Genomic DNA, 14,296 nt, shown 5'->3' with positions numbered 1-14,296 from the left:
CGGCAGGCGACCGGCCGGCCGTGCCGACGCGAGCGGCGCCCTTCTGTGTTCTTGGGCCTCCGAGTGCACCTGTTAATTCGTCAGAAGCGATCGTGAAAAACTCACGAAGAAGAATGTCAAGTAAACCTGTCGAGCGTGACCCCCTGGCTGATAATGTCGGCCCTGCCTTCGCGGAATAATGCCGAATAAGGCTGGTAGTAGCAAGATATCCCGGCGAAAGATGCATTGAGATGCATGGCAAATTGCGCCCGGGTGTCCAGTATCGGGGGAGAGACTGTGCCGCACCAAACCGAAGTCGTGCATACGCCGTGGGCGGAAGTAGCAAAGTCTATTGAGTTCGTCCCCGACGAGTACTCACACAGGACGCATCCGGAGTTCACGGCGCAGGAAATGCTCGCATGTTCTCCAGAGGATATAGATAGGCTGGTGGACGCAGGTCTGCCCTGCGAGCGCCGTCCTGAAGGGCGCTTTTTCGACGCAAATGACCTGTATAACCTCGGAATGTATTCCGGAAAGTCGAGGACGCAGCCCGAGCTTGCCTTCCGGATGCTTTTCCGGTTCGCAGGCCGACCGGTCGACGGCCTTTTGCAACCGAAGTCCTGGAACTTTCGTGTCGCTCTGGAGTGCCCGGAGTGCCCCGAAGCCGCCCCGTGGCATTTCGAGGGGCCGGACGTCTCCCGGTTCGGCGGTGACGTCGCCGGCGTGACCGTTCCCGAGCCCAGTCAGGGTTCGGCAGAGTATGCGGCGACGGTCACCGTGACCGGAGCGCGCACCCCCTTGGAATCGGCGGAGCTGCGGAAGACGGTAAGCGACTACCTGGACGCGGGCTACCGCTGGCAGATGATTCCCGTGGCCATGCAGTTCGATTACGAACTGGTGCATTCCATGGGTTCCACGAGCTGTATCGCGGCGAGCCTCTTCCTGGCTGAGCGCTTCCGTGCCGCCGGATATCAGGCGGACGTAAGAAGAGGTTGGTTCTGCGGGGTCCTCGGCGGTGCTCTGGACCTGCCGCACGCGTGCGTCGAGGTAACGGACGACGACGGCCGCGTCAAGACAGTCGACATAGCCAAGGCGCAACTGGCCGCGCGGCTGGCCAAGAACACCGGAGAATTCCAGGAACTGTGCATCGGGTCGATCTACAACAAGGTGATCCTTTCCACCGCTTCCGGTGACGCGCCGCTCGGTTACCACGGATGTGGTTCGCAGTCGCCGGTCCAGGTGCGCGCGGATATTCAACCTGCACGGTGAACTGGTGTTTCTGAACTATTCCGTCGGAAGGACGAGCTGAAATGGCGGTACGCGGAATCGAGCCCGTGGTGCTCGAACTGGATCGCTTGGAGAATCTGGCCGAGTCGGGCTACTACAACCCGTATACGATGTTCGACTGGCCCGATGCCATCGAGCCGGACCTGCCGTGGATGAGCGAGAGTCTGGTGACGCTGGCCGGAACGCCGATGTGGGACGAGCTGAGCCGCGAACAGCAGATCGCGCTCACCCGGTACGAGGCCATCAACTTCTTCAGCCTCAACATCCACGGCATACGCGAGCTGATGAGCGAAGTCGTGATGCGTATCCACGAGCGGACCTACGCCGATGTCTCGGAGTTCCTGCACCACTTCATCGGCGAAGAGAACGAGCACATGTGGTTCTTCGCGCAGTTCTGTCTCCGCTACGGCGGCAAGCTGTACCCGGCGCAGCCCACGCTGAAGGCCGGTTCGGTGGACCATCTCTCGCCGGTGGCCCGCGAGTTGATCGTGTTCGCGCGCATTCTGATCTTCGAGGAGATCGTCGACTTTTACAACGCGCGCATGGCGACCGACCAGTCCCTGCCGCACATCGCCCGGGAGATCAACCGAGTGCACCACCAGGACGAAAGCCGGCACGTGGCTTTCGGGCGGATGATCTTCACCAGCCTCCTGGAGCAGGTGGCCAGGCGGGACCCGGCAGAGGTGCCGGTGGTCGCCGATTACCTGGAGAAGTACCTGCAGTACAGCATCGGCACCCTGTACAACCCCGCCGCTTACCGTGACGCGGGGATTCCGGACGCGTTGGCACTGCGCCGCCAGGCACTTGAGCACCCTGCCCGGATAAAGGCGCACGACGAGATCCTGAAGCGGACCAGGAGGTTCTTGGCCAAGTCGGGTCTGGAGACGGAGGCGAGCAAATGACGAGCGAGCCGATGCAGGAGGTCGAGAAGTTCATCCTCGGCCGGAATCCGGAACTTGACCACATCACGCGCGACCTCGATCTGATCGACAGCCGGGCCATCAATTCGCTGGCTTTCGTCGAGTTCATCTTCCTGCTGGAGGAGTTGACGCAGGAAATGATCGATCCGGAAGAAGTGGATCTGGACGACTTCCGCACACTCGACGCACTGGAAGCGCGTTTCTTCAAGAAGGAATCAGCATGACGACCCTGGGGACTGACAACGGTCTGGAGATCCTCGACGGCGGCCAGCTGCGGCTCCTGCGGGCGATCGATGCGCTTTTCCTGCGCTGGGCGGAGGACTGGGAAGCACCGGAGTTCCGGTACCCGTTCCTGATGCGCTGCGATGATCTCGACAGCCTGGACTACTACGACAACTTCCCGCATCTGGGTCTCGCGGCGACCCGGCTCGATCCCGAGCGTCTGGGCAAGATGCTGGCGGAGGCGTCCCGGCCGATCGACCGGATTCCGGCCGAAGCCATGGAGTCGACCTCGTTCGCGTTGCCCTCGGCCGCCTGCTACCCGCTCTACGTGCATCTCGCGCATTCGGAGCTGCCGGCCGAAGGGGCGATGCGTTCCACGGTGGGCACCTGCTTCCGCAACGAGGACCACTACCAGGGGCTGCAGCGGCTTCTCGGCTTCTCGATGCGGGAGATCGTCTGCGTCGGACCCGAGGAGAAGGCGAAGAGCCATCTGCTGCGCGCCAAGGACACGGTGAAGGAACTGTGCGCCCAACTCGGCCTTGACGTGCGGCTGGAGGTGGCCACCGACCCGTTCTTCGACAAGAAGAGCGCGAAGGCGACCATGCAGCGGCTGTTCCCGGTCAAGGAGGAGTTCGTCGTCGGCGGACTGGCGATCGGCTCGGTCAACTACCACAGGAACTTCTTCGGTGAACGGTTCGACATCCGTACGGGGTCGGAGACGGCGCACACCAGTTGCCTCGCGTTCGGCCTGGAGCGGTGGGTGCACACCCTGACCGAGCGGTTCGGCGGTGCCGACGCCGCGTTGCGCGCAGTCGAAGGTCTCCGCTGATGCGTGCTTCGGTTGCGGAGGTGCTCGGCGTCCCGGTGAGCCTGCTGCAGTCCGGTATGGGAGGCGTGGCGGGCGCGGAGTTGGCGTGCGCGGTCTCCAACGCCGGCGCGGCAGGCTGCGTGGGCGGGTACAAGCTGTCGGGCGAGGCGCTGTCGGCCATTCTCGGCCGGCTCGCCGCCGGTACGGACCGGCCTGTCGGAGTGAACCTGATCCCGGAAGTGGTCGGGCCGGAGCTGCTCGGACGCCAGGTGCAGCAGGTGCTGGACGAGACACCGGACCATGTGTACCTGTCCCTGTTCGGCGTGCCCGACGACGACGCGGTCCTGGAACGGATCACGGGCGCGGGCCGGCACCTGGTGGTGCAGGTCGGTACCCCCGAGGACGGGGAGCGGGTGGCCGGGCACGGCGCTGTGGTGGTGGCGCAGGGTACAGAAGCGGGCGGCCATCTGCTGGGAACGTCCGCGCGTGACGAGCTTGTCGGCGTGCTGCGTGCACGGTTGCCGGGGACCTGTCTGGTCGCGGCGGGCGGGATCGGCTCGCCCGATGCGGCCCGCCGGGCCCTGGCCGCCGGAGCCGACGGCGTGCTGCTCGGCACCGCTTTCGTGGTCGCGCACGAATCACGTGCGCACGCCCACTTCAAGTCGGCTGTGGCCGGCGGGAAGGGGAGCGAGACCGTGATCACCGATGTCTATGAGATCGGCTGGCCTGGCCGGCGGCACCGTGTGCTGGCCACGTCCGTCACCGAAACCCCGGCGCAGGCCAAGAAGTTCATCGGCCGGACCGTGGTCGAGGGCAAGCCGTACCTGGTGCCGCGCTTCAGTGCGGCGGTGCCGACCGAGGCGACCACCGGCCGGATCGAGGAAATGGCGATGTACTGCGGCCTTTCCTGCAGCGACATCTCCGAGGAGACCTCCGCTGCCGATGTCGTCGCCGCGTTCGCACACGTCCTTCCCACGGTCCCGAGCGTCGAGAACAGCTGAGGAGAGGAACAGCAATGTCAGACGGTGAAGCACAAGAGGGACAGGACCTGTCCTACCGCGACACACCCCGGATCCCCACCCGGGAGGGTGTCGAGCTCTACTACGAGTCCAACGGCGAGGGCACCGCCATCACGTGCCTCAACAACTTCTTCCTCACCAGCCCGTTCTGGCGGGAGTACACCGGGGAACTCGTCCAGAACTACCGCGTCGTGACGTACGACTTGTGCAACCACGGCGCGTCCACGCACCTGGAGGAGGAGCCGACCTGGGCCGAGCATGCCGCCGATGTGATCGGGCTGCTCGACGCGCTGCAGATCGAGTCCACCTACCTGATCGGCACCTCGGCCTCCACGCAGCTCGCCAGGGACGTGGCGCTGGAGTACCCGGACCGCGTCAAGGGACTGATCCTGGCCGGACCGGTGATGGGCCTGCGGGGCATGCGGCGCCACCGCCAGCTCAACCGCTCGTGGCTGCTGACGCTGGAGACCCACGGGCTCGCGACCTTGTACAACCAGATCTATCCCGAGGTCATCAGCGGGGAGATGAACGAGGAGGGCGGCACCCCCGGATTCCTGGGGCTGCGGGAAGCCTTCACCGCGATGAACACCCCCGAGGAGCTCGCGGGCGGTCTGCGCCTGGCGCAGCAGGGCGACACCAGCCCCGAGTTGCTGTCCCGCGTCCAGGCGCCGTCGCTGATAGTCCTCGGCGACGACGACATCCTTCTGAGCCCCTCGCGCGGCCACGACGTGGCAGCACTGTTCCCGAAGGGCCGTTGCGAGATCATGCCGAACGCCGGGCATGTGCCGTTCCTCGACGATCCGGACGGCTTCCAGGCGATCGTGCGGAAGTTCGTGGAGGAAGTCGAAGCGGATGTCTGAAGGAATCGCCGCCGTCAGGCAGCGCATCCGCGAACTTCTCGCGGAGCTGTTCGGCGGCAACCGGCGGTTCGAGGGCGTGCCGGACACGATGTCGCTTCGGGAGGCCGGAGTGTCCTCCACCGGACTGGTCAGTCTGCTGGTCGCGATGGAGGAGACGTTCGGTTTCGAATGGGAGGACGATGTCGAACCCGAGGTGTTGCGGTCGATCGATTCGCTGGCCGGACATGTCGTGGCGCTGCGCGGGTGAAGGAGACGGTGGCCGGGCTGCGGCTTCCCGCGGGCATCCCGCCGAAGACGCCGCTCGGCTGCTGCCGGGTGCCGCCGCCCTACGGGCCGGCCCAGCAGACCGCTGCGGGCCGCTGTGCGGCGGCCGCGGCTCTGGCATCAGCCGGGTCCGGCGTCCGGCACGTACCGCGTGAAGCCGACGGCCGCCCCCGCTTCCCGCCGGGGTTCGCCGGTTCGATCTCTCACACCGCACGCGTGGCGGCCGCGGTGGTCGTCCCCGGCGCCGCAGCAGTCGGTATCGACATCGAGGACGCAGACATCAGTCCTCGGGTAACCGCTTTCGTCCTCAGCGAGGAGGAGCGGCGGACGTTGCTCCCTCCGGTCGGCGAGTACACCCCGCGTGAGTTGTTCGCCTCCAAGGAGGCCGCTTTCAAAGCCCTGAGCGGCTTCGGCGCACTGGGCGCCTTTCCGTTCTGGCGGCTCGGGCTTGCCCCCTGCGGTGAGCGGCTGACCGCGTCCTACCGCGGCGAATCGGTGGCGGTGTGGGTCAGCCCGCGGACAGGCCTCTCGTTCGCCGTAGCCATACGGCGATGAGCTCGTTCGCCTCACCTTTCGGGCTCGCGCAGGAACAGAGGAAGAGTGCACCGCAGGGAGGAAGGAAGAAGGCATGAACCGAGAGATTCTCGGAGTCGTCGATGAACTGTTCCGCCGCCAGCTGCAGGTACCCGAACTCAACCCGGACGCTCCGCTGGTTGACTACGGCCTGGATTCCGTCCGCTCCATCGAAGCGGTCATCGAGCTCGAGTCGGCTTTCGACGTGCACATTTCTGATGACCAGGCGGCGTCGATGCAGACGCTGCGTGACGTGGTGGAGCAGATCACCGCGTCTCTGACGGTGCATGCCGGGCAGGGAGACGGTGACGCATGAACGCCAAGTCCGCTTTCGCGCGCTACACCAGGCCCGAGTTCGCCCGGCTCTTCCGCGCCCTCCACCTGGATGTGACGTACCGGGCCGGCCGGGGCGACCACCTCACACAGGAGACGCCGAGCGCCGGGAACGGCGGGACGACCCGGGACGTGCTGGACCTGGTCGGCGGCGCCGGCGCGTCGCTGTTCGGCCACAACCACCCGGCGCTGCTGGAGGTAGCGCGGCAGTGCCTGGAGGAGGAGACCCCCTTCAACGCCCAGGCCAGCATCCGCCCGGGAGCGGCCGAGCTGGCCGAGAGGCTGTCCTCGCTCGTCGGGGCGAGCACCGGTGCCCGCTACGTGACCACGCTCGGCAACACCGGCGCGGAGGCCGTGGAAGCCGCGGTGAAGCACGCGACCGTCGAGCACAGGCGCCGCCTCGGAGCGCTGCAGGAAGAGCACGAGGTCCAACTGCGGCGCGTACGGCGGGACGGGATGGCGGACATCCCCTGTGCGAGCGGTCCCGCGGCCGGCCGCCCTTGCGAGGAGCTGCTGACCCAGGCTCTCGAACGGATCGTCGAACTGCGCGGACAGGACCCGGTCTTCGTCTCGCTGGTGAACGCCTTCCACGGCAAGTCGACCGGCGCCGGCACCCTCACCCACGGCACCAACGTGCCGGCGGACCTGCACGTGCCCGGGCCGCGGCACCAGCGGCTGAGCGACTGGACGCCCCAGGCGGTCGTGACCGCTCTCGACTCCCAGCGCGTCGAAGTGCCTTCGGTCACCGTCGACTCCGCCGGGGTACCGCACTCGACGGTGCGCCACCTCTCGCCCGTCGCCGCGTGCTTCGTCGAACCTGTCCAGGGAGAGGCCGGAGTCCACGAGGTCCCGGCCGAGACGCTGGCCGCCCTGCGGGAACTGGCCGATCTGCACGACGCGGCGCTGGTCTTCGACGAGATCCAGTGCGGCATGGGGCGTACCGGCACCTTCCTCGCCTCGGAGAACTCCGGTGTGGCGGCCGACTACTACCTGTTCTCCAAATCGCTCGGCGGCGGCCTGGCCAAGATCTCGGCGCTCCTGGTCCGCGAGGACCGGTACGTGCCGGAGTTCGGCCGCCATCACACCTCCACCTTCGCCGACGACGAGTTCTCCTCACGCATCGCCACGGCCTCGCTGGACCTCGCCTGCGAGTACCTGGACCGGATCACCGAGACGGGCACACTGCTGCGTGACCGGCTGGACGAGGTGGCGGCACGCTGGCCGGACGCGGTGGTGGCGGTACGGGGCCGCGGACTGCTCCTGGGCGTGGAGTTCGCCCTGCCCCGGCCCGCATCGGGTCTCCTGCGAGAGCTCTTCGACTCCGAGTCCCTCGGCTACCTGATCGCGGGACGCCTGCTGCACACACACGGCATCAGGGTCATCCCCACGCTCTCCGCTCCCACGACCGTCCGCATCCAGCCGTCGGCGCTGCTCGAGCCTGCGGACGTGGACCGCGTCGCCACCGCGTTCGACGAGATCGCGGGCCTGTTCTCCCGCGGTGAGTACGCGACGCTGCTCGAGCATCTGACCGTGCCGGCGGACGGAGCGTGGCAGCCCAGACAGCACGTTCCCTCGCCCCGGCGTGACCGTGTGGCGGCCGGCGGCGGCACGGAGACAGACGTGTCACGCGTCGCGTTCCTCGCCAACATGGATGTCCCGGGCAAGCTGCGGTCGTTGGCGCCGGAGCTCGCCGAATGGTCGGACGGGCAGTGTGCGGCGGTGTTCGACCGCATGTGGGGAGAGGCCGACCCCTTCGAGGTCGCGCGGAACCGCATCACCTCGGCGACGGGGGAGACGGCCGAAGTCATCATGGTGGCCGTCCCCTTCACCGCTGCTCAGGCCGTCTCCGCTCTCCAGGCCGGTCACGGGGCGTGGCTGCGCCGGACGGTACTGGACGCGGTGGAGTTCAGCGTCTCGCTGGGTGCCGGCGTCATCGGCCTGGGGGGACACACCTCGATCGTCACCAGCGCCGCGCGGGACGTGGTGGAGGACGACGTCAAGGTGACCTCCGGCAACTCACTGACAGCGGCCTGTGCGTACGACCTGCTGCTGACGAAACTCGCCGAGTCCGGCACGGGCGAACGCCGCGTCGGCCTCGTCGGCGGAATCGGCAACATCGGCGCCGTGATGGCCGAACTCATCGCCCCGCACTGCGATTCGATCGTGCTGGTCGGCAGGCCCGGCTCGGCGCGGCGACTCAAGCGGCTGGCCGACCGGCTCGCCGACCAGACGAAGATCTCCATCGCCGAGGACCTCGACGCGCTACGGGACTGTCCGATCGTGGTCAGCGCCACCAATTCGGCCGACCCCGTGATCGCGCCCGGCCATCTGGCCCGAGACCGCGAGGTGCTGATCTGCGACCTCGCCGTTCCCGGCGATGTGCACCCGGACGTGGCCGGCATGCCCAACGTCACGCTCGTCTCGGGCGGCCGTATCCAGCTCCCGGATCTGCAGACGCCCCACTACCCGGGGATAACGCTGCCGCCGGGGATCGTCTATTCCTGCATGGCCGAGGCAACGCTGCTCGGCCTGGAGCCGAAGACGCCCAGCCCCTCCTACGGAGGGCTGTCCCTGACCGGTGCGCTGGCATCCCGGGACCTGGCGATCCGGCACGGGTTCCACCCCGCTCGCATCGTCCATGACGACGTCTCCGTAGAGCCGTGGATCGAGGACCAGCTCAGCAGCCCCCTTAAGGAGTACCGATGACCGGACTGCGTCCGCAATTCCCCAGCGTCGTGCATGCCTTAGTGGCACAGGCCGAACGCGGCCCTGACGGGGCGTCGATCACGCTGATCCCGGAACCGGGCAAGGAGGAGGCACTGCGCCACGACGTGCTCCTGTCCCGGGCGGCGCGGTGCGCCGCCGCTCTCGCGGAGCACGGTGTCGGCCATGGCGACAGGGTGGTGCTGTGTCTGCCGACCGGACCGGAGTTCGTCACCGCCTTCTTCGGCGCGCAACTGCTGGGAGCCGTGCCGACGGCTGTGGCTGTCCCGCTGCGGTTCGGGGGAGCGGCGGGTGCCGAAGGGCAGATGAAGGACATCGTGAGCTATCTGCGGCCGGCCGCGGTGGTCACGACGGCCACGGTGATCGAGGCACTGCCCGATCTGGACGGCGCTGCCTTGCTCGACGGCGGGGAGCTCTACGTCCGCGCCACCGCCGAAGACGCCCCCGCGCACCCGGTGCGGCGGCCCAGCGGCGACGATCTGGCGCTGATCCAGTGCACGTCCGGGTCGACGGGCACGCCCAAGGGCGTCATGATCTCCCACGCCAATCTGGCGGCCAACTGCGAGCAGTTCACGACGGCGGTCGACTGGACACGTACGGACACGAACGTCAGCTGGATACCGCTCTACCACGACATGGGCCTGATCACCGGACTCATGTGCCCCGTCTACGCGGGTTCGGACGCGGTGCTCATGCCCCCTTCCCGGTTCCTGCGCGAACCGGTGGAGTGGCTGCGGCACATCAGCACCTACCGCGGCACCCTCGGGGCAGCGCCGAACTTCGGCTACGGGTATGTCACTTCACGAGTGCGTGACGAGGCTCTGGAGGGAGTGGACCTCTCCAGCTGGCGGGCCGCGCTGTGCGGCGCGGAACCGATCCAGCCCGAGACCGTCCGGCGCTTCGTCGAGCGCTTCGTCGACCGGGGCCTGCCCCGCAACGCCTTCACCCCCGGTTACGGCATGGCTGAAGCCTCACTGGTGATCACCACCGGCAAGCCGGAAGACGCCATGAGCTTCGACTCCATCGACAGGCGGGCCGCCGTCGCTCACGGCCAGGTCACCGATGTCGACCCGGAGAGCGCCGACGCCCTGCACGTGGTCGACTGCGGCCCGCCGATCGACGGTACGGAGATCCGCGTCGTGGACGGCGACGGCCACCCGCTGGGCGAGGACCACATCGGCCACCTCCAGTTCCGCAGCCCCTCGCGCACGGTCGGGTACTTCGAACTCCCCCAGGAGACCGCTGCCTCGCTCGACGAGGGGGGCTGGTGGAAGACGGGCGACATCGGCTACTTGCGGGACGGCAGTCTGCGCATCACCGGCAGGGCCAAGGATCTGGTGATCATCCGCGGTTCCAACTACTTCCCCTCCGATTTCGAGCAGGCCGCCGAGACCGTGCCCGGTGTCCGCCTGGGGGCCGTGATCGCGGTAGGACACCGTGCCGCCGACAGCGACTCCGAGGACCTCCACGTGATCGCCGAGACGGAGGTCGAGGGTGAGGAGAGGGAAGCCCTGCGCCTGGCGATCCGCGGTGCTGTCAGCTCGCGCACCGGCGTGACCCCTGCGCAGGTCCACCTGGTCCCCCGGCGGAGCATTCCGAAGACGACCAGTGGGAAGCTGCAGCGCTCCAAGGCACGGGAGCTGTTCGTCGAACCGGCGGCCGACGCAGACAAGTGAGCCGGGAAGTCCGCAGCCCTGCGGCAGTCCGTCGGGCTGTCTGGCCGGACGGACCTCGGGCTCGACGGGGGCGCCCGCCCGTGCCCCCGGGCTAATACGCGGTGAGTCCGCCGGGCCAGGCAGGACCGGCGGACTGCCGGCGCTCTGGAGCTGATCCCAGGGCGCCGGCCCCGGCCCTGCCTGCCTCCCAAGGTACGGGGCGGCCAGTCCCTCCCGCTCTCGGCGCCCTCGGTCAGCAGGACGTTCCGCGGGCGGCAGCCGCCGCCTCGGCCCCGCTCTTGCCTGCGGGTTGCTCCGCTGCGGCCTCCGGCTCCGCTTCGCACACCGGACCGAGCACGGCGTCCAGCTCCTGAAGTACCCGCTGCGCACGCTTGGCTGCCGCCGGCACCAGTTCGTGCATGAGGAAGTAGCCGTGTACCAGGCCCGGCCCCGGCACATGACGGACGTCGACCTCGCAGACAGCCAGCTTGTCGGCCAACTCCACTCCTTCGTCGCGGAGCGGGTCGAACTCCGCGGTGCCGACCACGGCGGGCGGCAGGTTCCGCAGGTCCGCATGGAGCAGATCGACGGCCGGGTCACGGCGTCGTCGCTCGTCGGGCACGTACAGGTCGTAGAACCAGGCCATGTCGTCGACCGACAGCAGATACCCCTCGGCGTACTCACTGCTCGCGGCGAACAGCAGTGACGGATCCGCCGGCGGGTACAGGAGGAGTTGGGCGGCGAACTCGGGACCACCGGCCTCGCGTGCCTCCATGGCCACTCCCAATGCCAGGCTCGCGCCGGCGCTGTCGCCACCGATCACATGGGCGCGGCCGGGGAAGGACCGGCTCGTCCAGCGCGCCGCGGCGAACGCGTCGACCAGCGCTGCCGGATAGGGGAACTCCGGCGCCCGCCGGTAGCCGACCGAGACGACCACCGAGCCCAGCGACTCCGCCACCAGACGGCAGGCCCTGTCGTGACTGTCGAGGTCCCCGGCCACCCAGCCTCCCCCGTGCAGAAACGTCATCACCCGGCCCCGGTCCGTGCCGGCGGGGGAGTAGACCCGGCACGGCACAACGGCCCCGTCCGCGCCTTGGACCGTGTGGTCCTCCGCGCTGACGCTGTCGAGAGGAGAGCCGCCCTGTCCGTCGGGACGCACCGAATTCGCCAGATACCTCTCGCGCACCTGCTCGGCGGTCAGTGCACGGGCGGGAACCGGAGGGCCGTCGGCGCTTTGCCAGGCGATCAGACTACGGAATATGCGGTCTAATGGCATACCAAGCCACTCCTCGGACGGTCCGGTGTATGAATACGGCAAGCACACATGGATGCCGTCGATTCTTTTGGGGGGCCGGGGAAGGTGTTGTTCGGCTTCTCCCCGCCGACGACAATGTACTCGACCTGCCACGTTGTTGCGTGCTTCATCATCACTGAGTTCCGCACGGTATGGATGCTTCCGCTTACTGCATATTGTGAGGAACTCACATATGGCGGTGTGAGACGCATGTTGCCGCGTTCTGGTCGACGCCGGTAACCTAACGGAAAACTTGTCGCTGGTAAACGCTGTGCGCAGTTTTCGGCGTTCGGGAAACGGGTCCGGAGTTCACGTCGGTGCGGGCAGCCGGGTCGGGAGGGAGGCGTGGGTTCGCACGACTACAGCACCTCCGGGAGTGCGACGCTGCTGCCGTAATCGGCAGGCGGCACCACGTCACTCAGAACCGTTCTGCACGAAAACACCGACGTCGTGCTGGTCCGGCACCGCCGGTGAACTTGCCCAGGAGCCTGACGCAGGTGGACGTGCACCTGAGACGGCACAACAGATAAGGAATTAGGGTCATGATTGTTCTGGGGTGCAACGGGTTCACCCGGGGCGCGGAGGTATTCGCCGACGAGTTCGGTGCGGTCGGTATCGAGAAGCACTACGTGCTCGGACACGACTCGGGAGCGGCGCTGCTGGTGGACGGCGAGCTGGTCGCCGCCGTGGAGGAAGAACGCCTCAACCGGGAGAAGAAAACGTCCGACTTCCCGTTCCAGGCAGTCAACTGGTGCCTGGAGCAGGCCGGTGTCAAATTCTCCGACGTCGACCTCATCGCAATCCCCTGGAACTTCACCGACGAGATATTCAACGTGATGATGGGCGAGCTCGCGGCCGCCCCGCTGAAGCCCGCCGAGAAGGCGGAACGCCTCAGCCACCTGAGTGCCCTGTTCGACAAGGTGCTCGGACGCGAAGCGATTCTCGCCGACTTCGCCGAACGTACCGGATTCACTCCGGACCCGGACCGGGTCGTGTTCGTGCAGCACCACCTGGCCCATGCGATGACCGGCTACTACATGGCCGGCAAGAAGGACTCCGCCTTCCTCATCAGCGACGGCCGCGCTGAGCTGTTCTCGTCCGTTCTCGGCGAAATACGCGACGGCCGCACCCGCGTGTTCGAAGAATCCACCATCAGCGCCAACGACTCGATCGGCAACCTGTACGCGTCGGTCACGCGGTACCTGGGGTTCGTGCCCAACAACGACGAGTACAAGGTCATGGGCCTCTCCGGGTTCGCCGGGCCTCCGTCACCGAACCCGTTCCTCGAACACATCGTCCAGCTGCACGACGACGGGCGTTACACCCTGTGCCGGCCGCACGACGTGGAGAACCCCCGCTGCTTCGACGACCTGTTCGAGGAGCACTTCGGTCCCTTCCAGGACACCGTCGAGTACAAGGCCACAGTGGCCGCCGCGGCCCAGGAGATGGTCACCGCCGTCACCAGTCACCAGCTCCGTGCCCTGGAGACCAAGACCGATCTGAAGCACCTGCTCTTCGAGGGCGGCCTGGCCCTGAACTGCGTGAACAACACCCACCTCCTCGAAGGCTCCGGCTTCGAGGACATGTCGGTCAGCTTCGGTGCCAGTGACACCGGAGTCGTGATCGGTGCGGCGGTCCACGCCTGGGCCAACCATCCGGACACCACCCGGACGCCTCTCGCCGAGACGGTCACCCCCTATCTGGGGCCCTCCTACGACAACGCCGCCATCGAAGAGGCTCTGCGCGACTTCGGCGACCGAGTGCAGTGGAACAAGCTGGCCGGGGACGAGGTCATCGAGCGGGTGACCGAACTGCTCACCGAGAAGGTCGTCATCGGCTGGTTCCAGGGCCGCCTTGAACACGGTCCCCGCGCACTGGGCCACCGCAGCATCCTCGCCAACCCGCGGTTCCCGGACATCAAGGACGTCATCAACATGCGGGTCAAGCATCGGGAGCCGTTCCGCCCGTTCGCGCCGATCGTGCTCGAGCAGGACGCACCGAAGATCTTCGAGATGGGCCGCAAGAAGCGCTCGCCCTATATGACGTTCGTCTTCCCCGTCCGGCCCGAATACCACGACATCATCCCCGGTGCGACGCATGTGGACGGCACATCCCGGGTGCAGACACTCACCGACGAGGACACACCGCAACTCGCCACGCTGCTGCGCCGTTTCACAGAACGGACCGACGTGCCCTGCCTGATCAACACGTCCTTCAATGTCGCGGGCGAGCCCATCGTGAACTCCCCCTCGGACGCGCTCAACTGTTTCCTGGGCACCGAGATCGACTATCTGGTCCTCGGTGACTACCTCGTCACCAAGACCGGTCAGCCTGCGTGACATCCCACCCCGCACGCCG

General features: G+C 67.3%; 13 protein-coding genes. 12 read left to right on the top strand and 1 reads right to left on the bottom strand.

What is annotated here, in order from left to right; all coding sequences use genetic code 11:
* Positions 1 to 426: 426 nt before the first annotated feature.
* The 11 genes from H181DRAFT_RS00230 (at position 427) to H181DRAFT_RS00180 (ending at position 10,665) form a co-directional block, all read left to right on the top strand.
* A complete protein-coding gene (locus H181DRAFT_RS00230) occupies positions 427 to 1,248 on the top strand; it encodes a hypothetical protein (RefSeq protein WP_139131646.1) in 822 nt (273 codons plus the stop codon).
* Between the two features lie 65 nt (positions 1,249 to 1,313).
* Entirely contained in the window at positions 1,314 to 2,168 is an 855-nt protein-coding gene (locus H181DRAFT_RS00225) for a diiron oxygenase (RefSeq protein WP_254666648.1), read from the top strand.
* The gene (locus H181DRAFT_RS00220; RefSeq protein WP_045862104.1) at positions 2,165 to 2,410 is read left to right on the top strand and encodes an acetylxylan esterase; all 246 of its coding nucleotides are present in this window, start codon (positions 2,165 to 2,167) and stop codon (positions 2,408 to 2,410) included. The genes H181DRAFT_RS00225 and H181DRAFT_RS00220 overlap by 4 nt, the downstream gene beginning before the upstream one ends.
* Positions 2,407 to 3,237: an aminoacyl--tRNA ligase-related protein gene (locus tag H181DRAFT_RS00215; protein ID WP_045862103.1), complete on the top strand. Its 831-nt coding sequence runs from the start codon at positions 2,407 to 2,409 to the stop codon at positions 3,235 to 3,237. Before H181DRAFT_RS00220 ends, H181DRAFT_RS00215 begins: the two co-directional genes overlap by 4 nt.
* A complete protein-coding gene (locus H181DRAFT_RS00210) occupies positions 3,237 to 4,217 on the top strand; it encodes an NAD(P)H-dependent flavin oxidoreductase (protein ID WP_045862102.1) in 981 nt (326 codons plus the stop codon). Before H181DRAFT_RS00215 ends, H181DRAFT_RS00210 begins: the two co-directional genes overlap by 1 nt.
* Positions 4,218 to 4,231: 14 nt before the next feature.
* A complete protein-coding gene (locus tag H181DRAFT_RS00205) occupies positions 4,232 to 5,095 on the top strand; it encodes an alpha/beta fold hydrolase (RefSeq protein WP_045862101.1) in 864 nt (287 codons plus the stop codon).
* Entirely contained in the window at positions 5,088 to 5,342 is a 255-nt protein-coding gene (locus H181DRAFT_RS00200) for a phosphopantetheine-binding protein (RefSeq protein ID WP_045862100.1), read from the top strand. Before H181DRAFT_RS00205 ends, H181DRAFT_RS00200 begins: the two co-directional genes overlap by 8 nt.
* Complete coding sequence (locus H181DRAFT_RS00195) at positions 5,339 to 5,914, top strand: 4'-phosphopantetheinyl transferase family protein (protein ID WP_074467648.1); 576 nt, start codon at positions 5,339 to 5,341, stop codon at positions 5,912 to 5,914. Before H181DRAFT_RS00200 ends, H181DRAFT_RS00195 begins: the two co-directional genes overlap by 4 nt.
* Before the next feature lie 73 nt (positions 5,915 to 5,987).
* Complete coding sequence (locus H181DRAFT_RS00190) at positions 5,988 to 6,248, top strand: acyl carrier protein (RefSeq protein WP_045862099.1); 261 nt, start codon at positions 5,988 to 5,990, stop codon at positions 6,246 to 6,248.
* A complete protein-coding gene (locus H181DRAFT_RS00185) occupies positions 6,245 to 8,971 on the top strand; it encodes an aminotransferase class III-fold pyridoxal phosphate-dependent enzyme (protein ID WP_045862098.1) in 2,727 nt (908 codons plus the stop codon). The genes H181DRAFT_RS00190 and H181DRAFT_RS00185 overlap by 4 nt, the downstream gene beginning before the upstream one ends.
* Complete coding sequence (locus H181DRAFT_RS00180; RefSeq protein ID WP_052708376.1) at positions 8,968 to 10,665, top strand: fatty acyl-AMP ligase; 1,698 nt, start codon at positions 8,968 to 8,970, stop codon at positions 10,663 to 10,665. Before H181DRAFT_RS00185 ends, H181DRAFT_RS00180 begins: the two co-directional genes overlap by 4 nt.
* A 232-nt stretch (positions 10,666 to 10,897) precedes the next feature.
* Here the strand turns inward: H181DRAFT_RS00180 and H181DRAFT_RS00175 are convergent, their stop codons facing one another.
* On the bottom strand, positions 10,898 to 11,920 hold the full coding sequence (locus H181DRAFT_RS00175) for an alpha/beta hydrolase (RefSeq protein WP_078895381.1): 1,023 nt from the start codon (positions 11,918 to 11,920) through the stop codon (positions 10,898 to 10,900).
* A 560-nt stretch (positions 11,921 to 12,480) separates the two neighbouring features.
* Between H181DRAFT_RS00175 and H181DRAFT_RS00170 the strand changes: the two genes are divergently transcribed.
* Entirely contained in the window at positions 12,481 to 14,277 is a 1,797-nt protein-coding gene (locus H181DRAFT_RS00170; protein ID WP_045862097.1) for a carbamoyltransferase family protein, read from the top strand.
* Positions 14,278 to 14,296: the final 19 nt, after the last annotated feature.

The organism is Streptomyces sp. WMMB 714 (genome assembly GCF_900090125.1).
Taxonomy (GTDB): domain Bacteria; phylum Actinomycetota; class Actinomycetes; order Streptomycetales; family Streptomycetaceae; genus Streptomyces; species Streptomyces daqingensis.
This window is presented reverse-complemented; position numbering and strand designations above follow the sequence as displayed.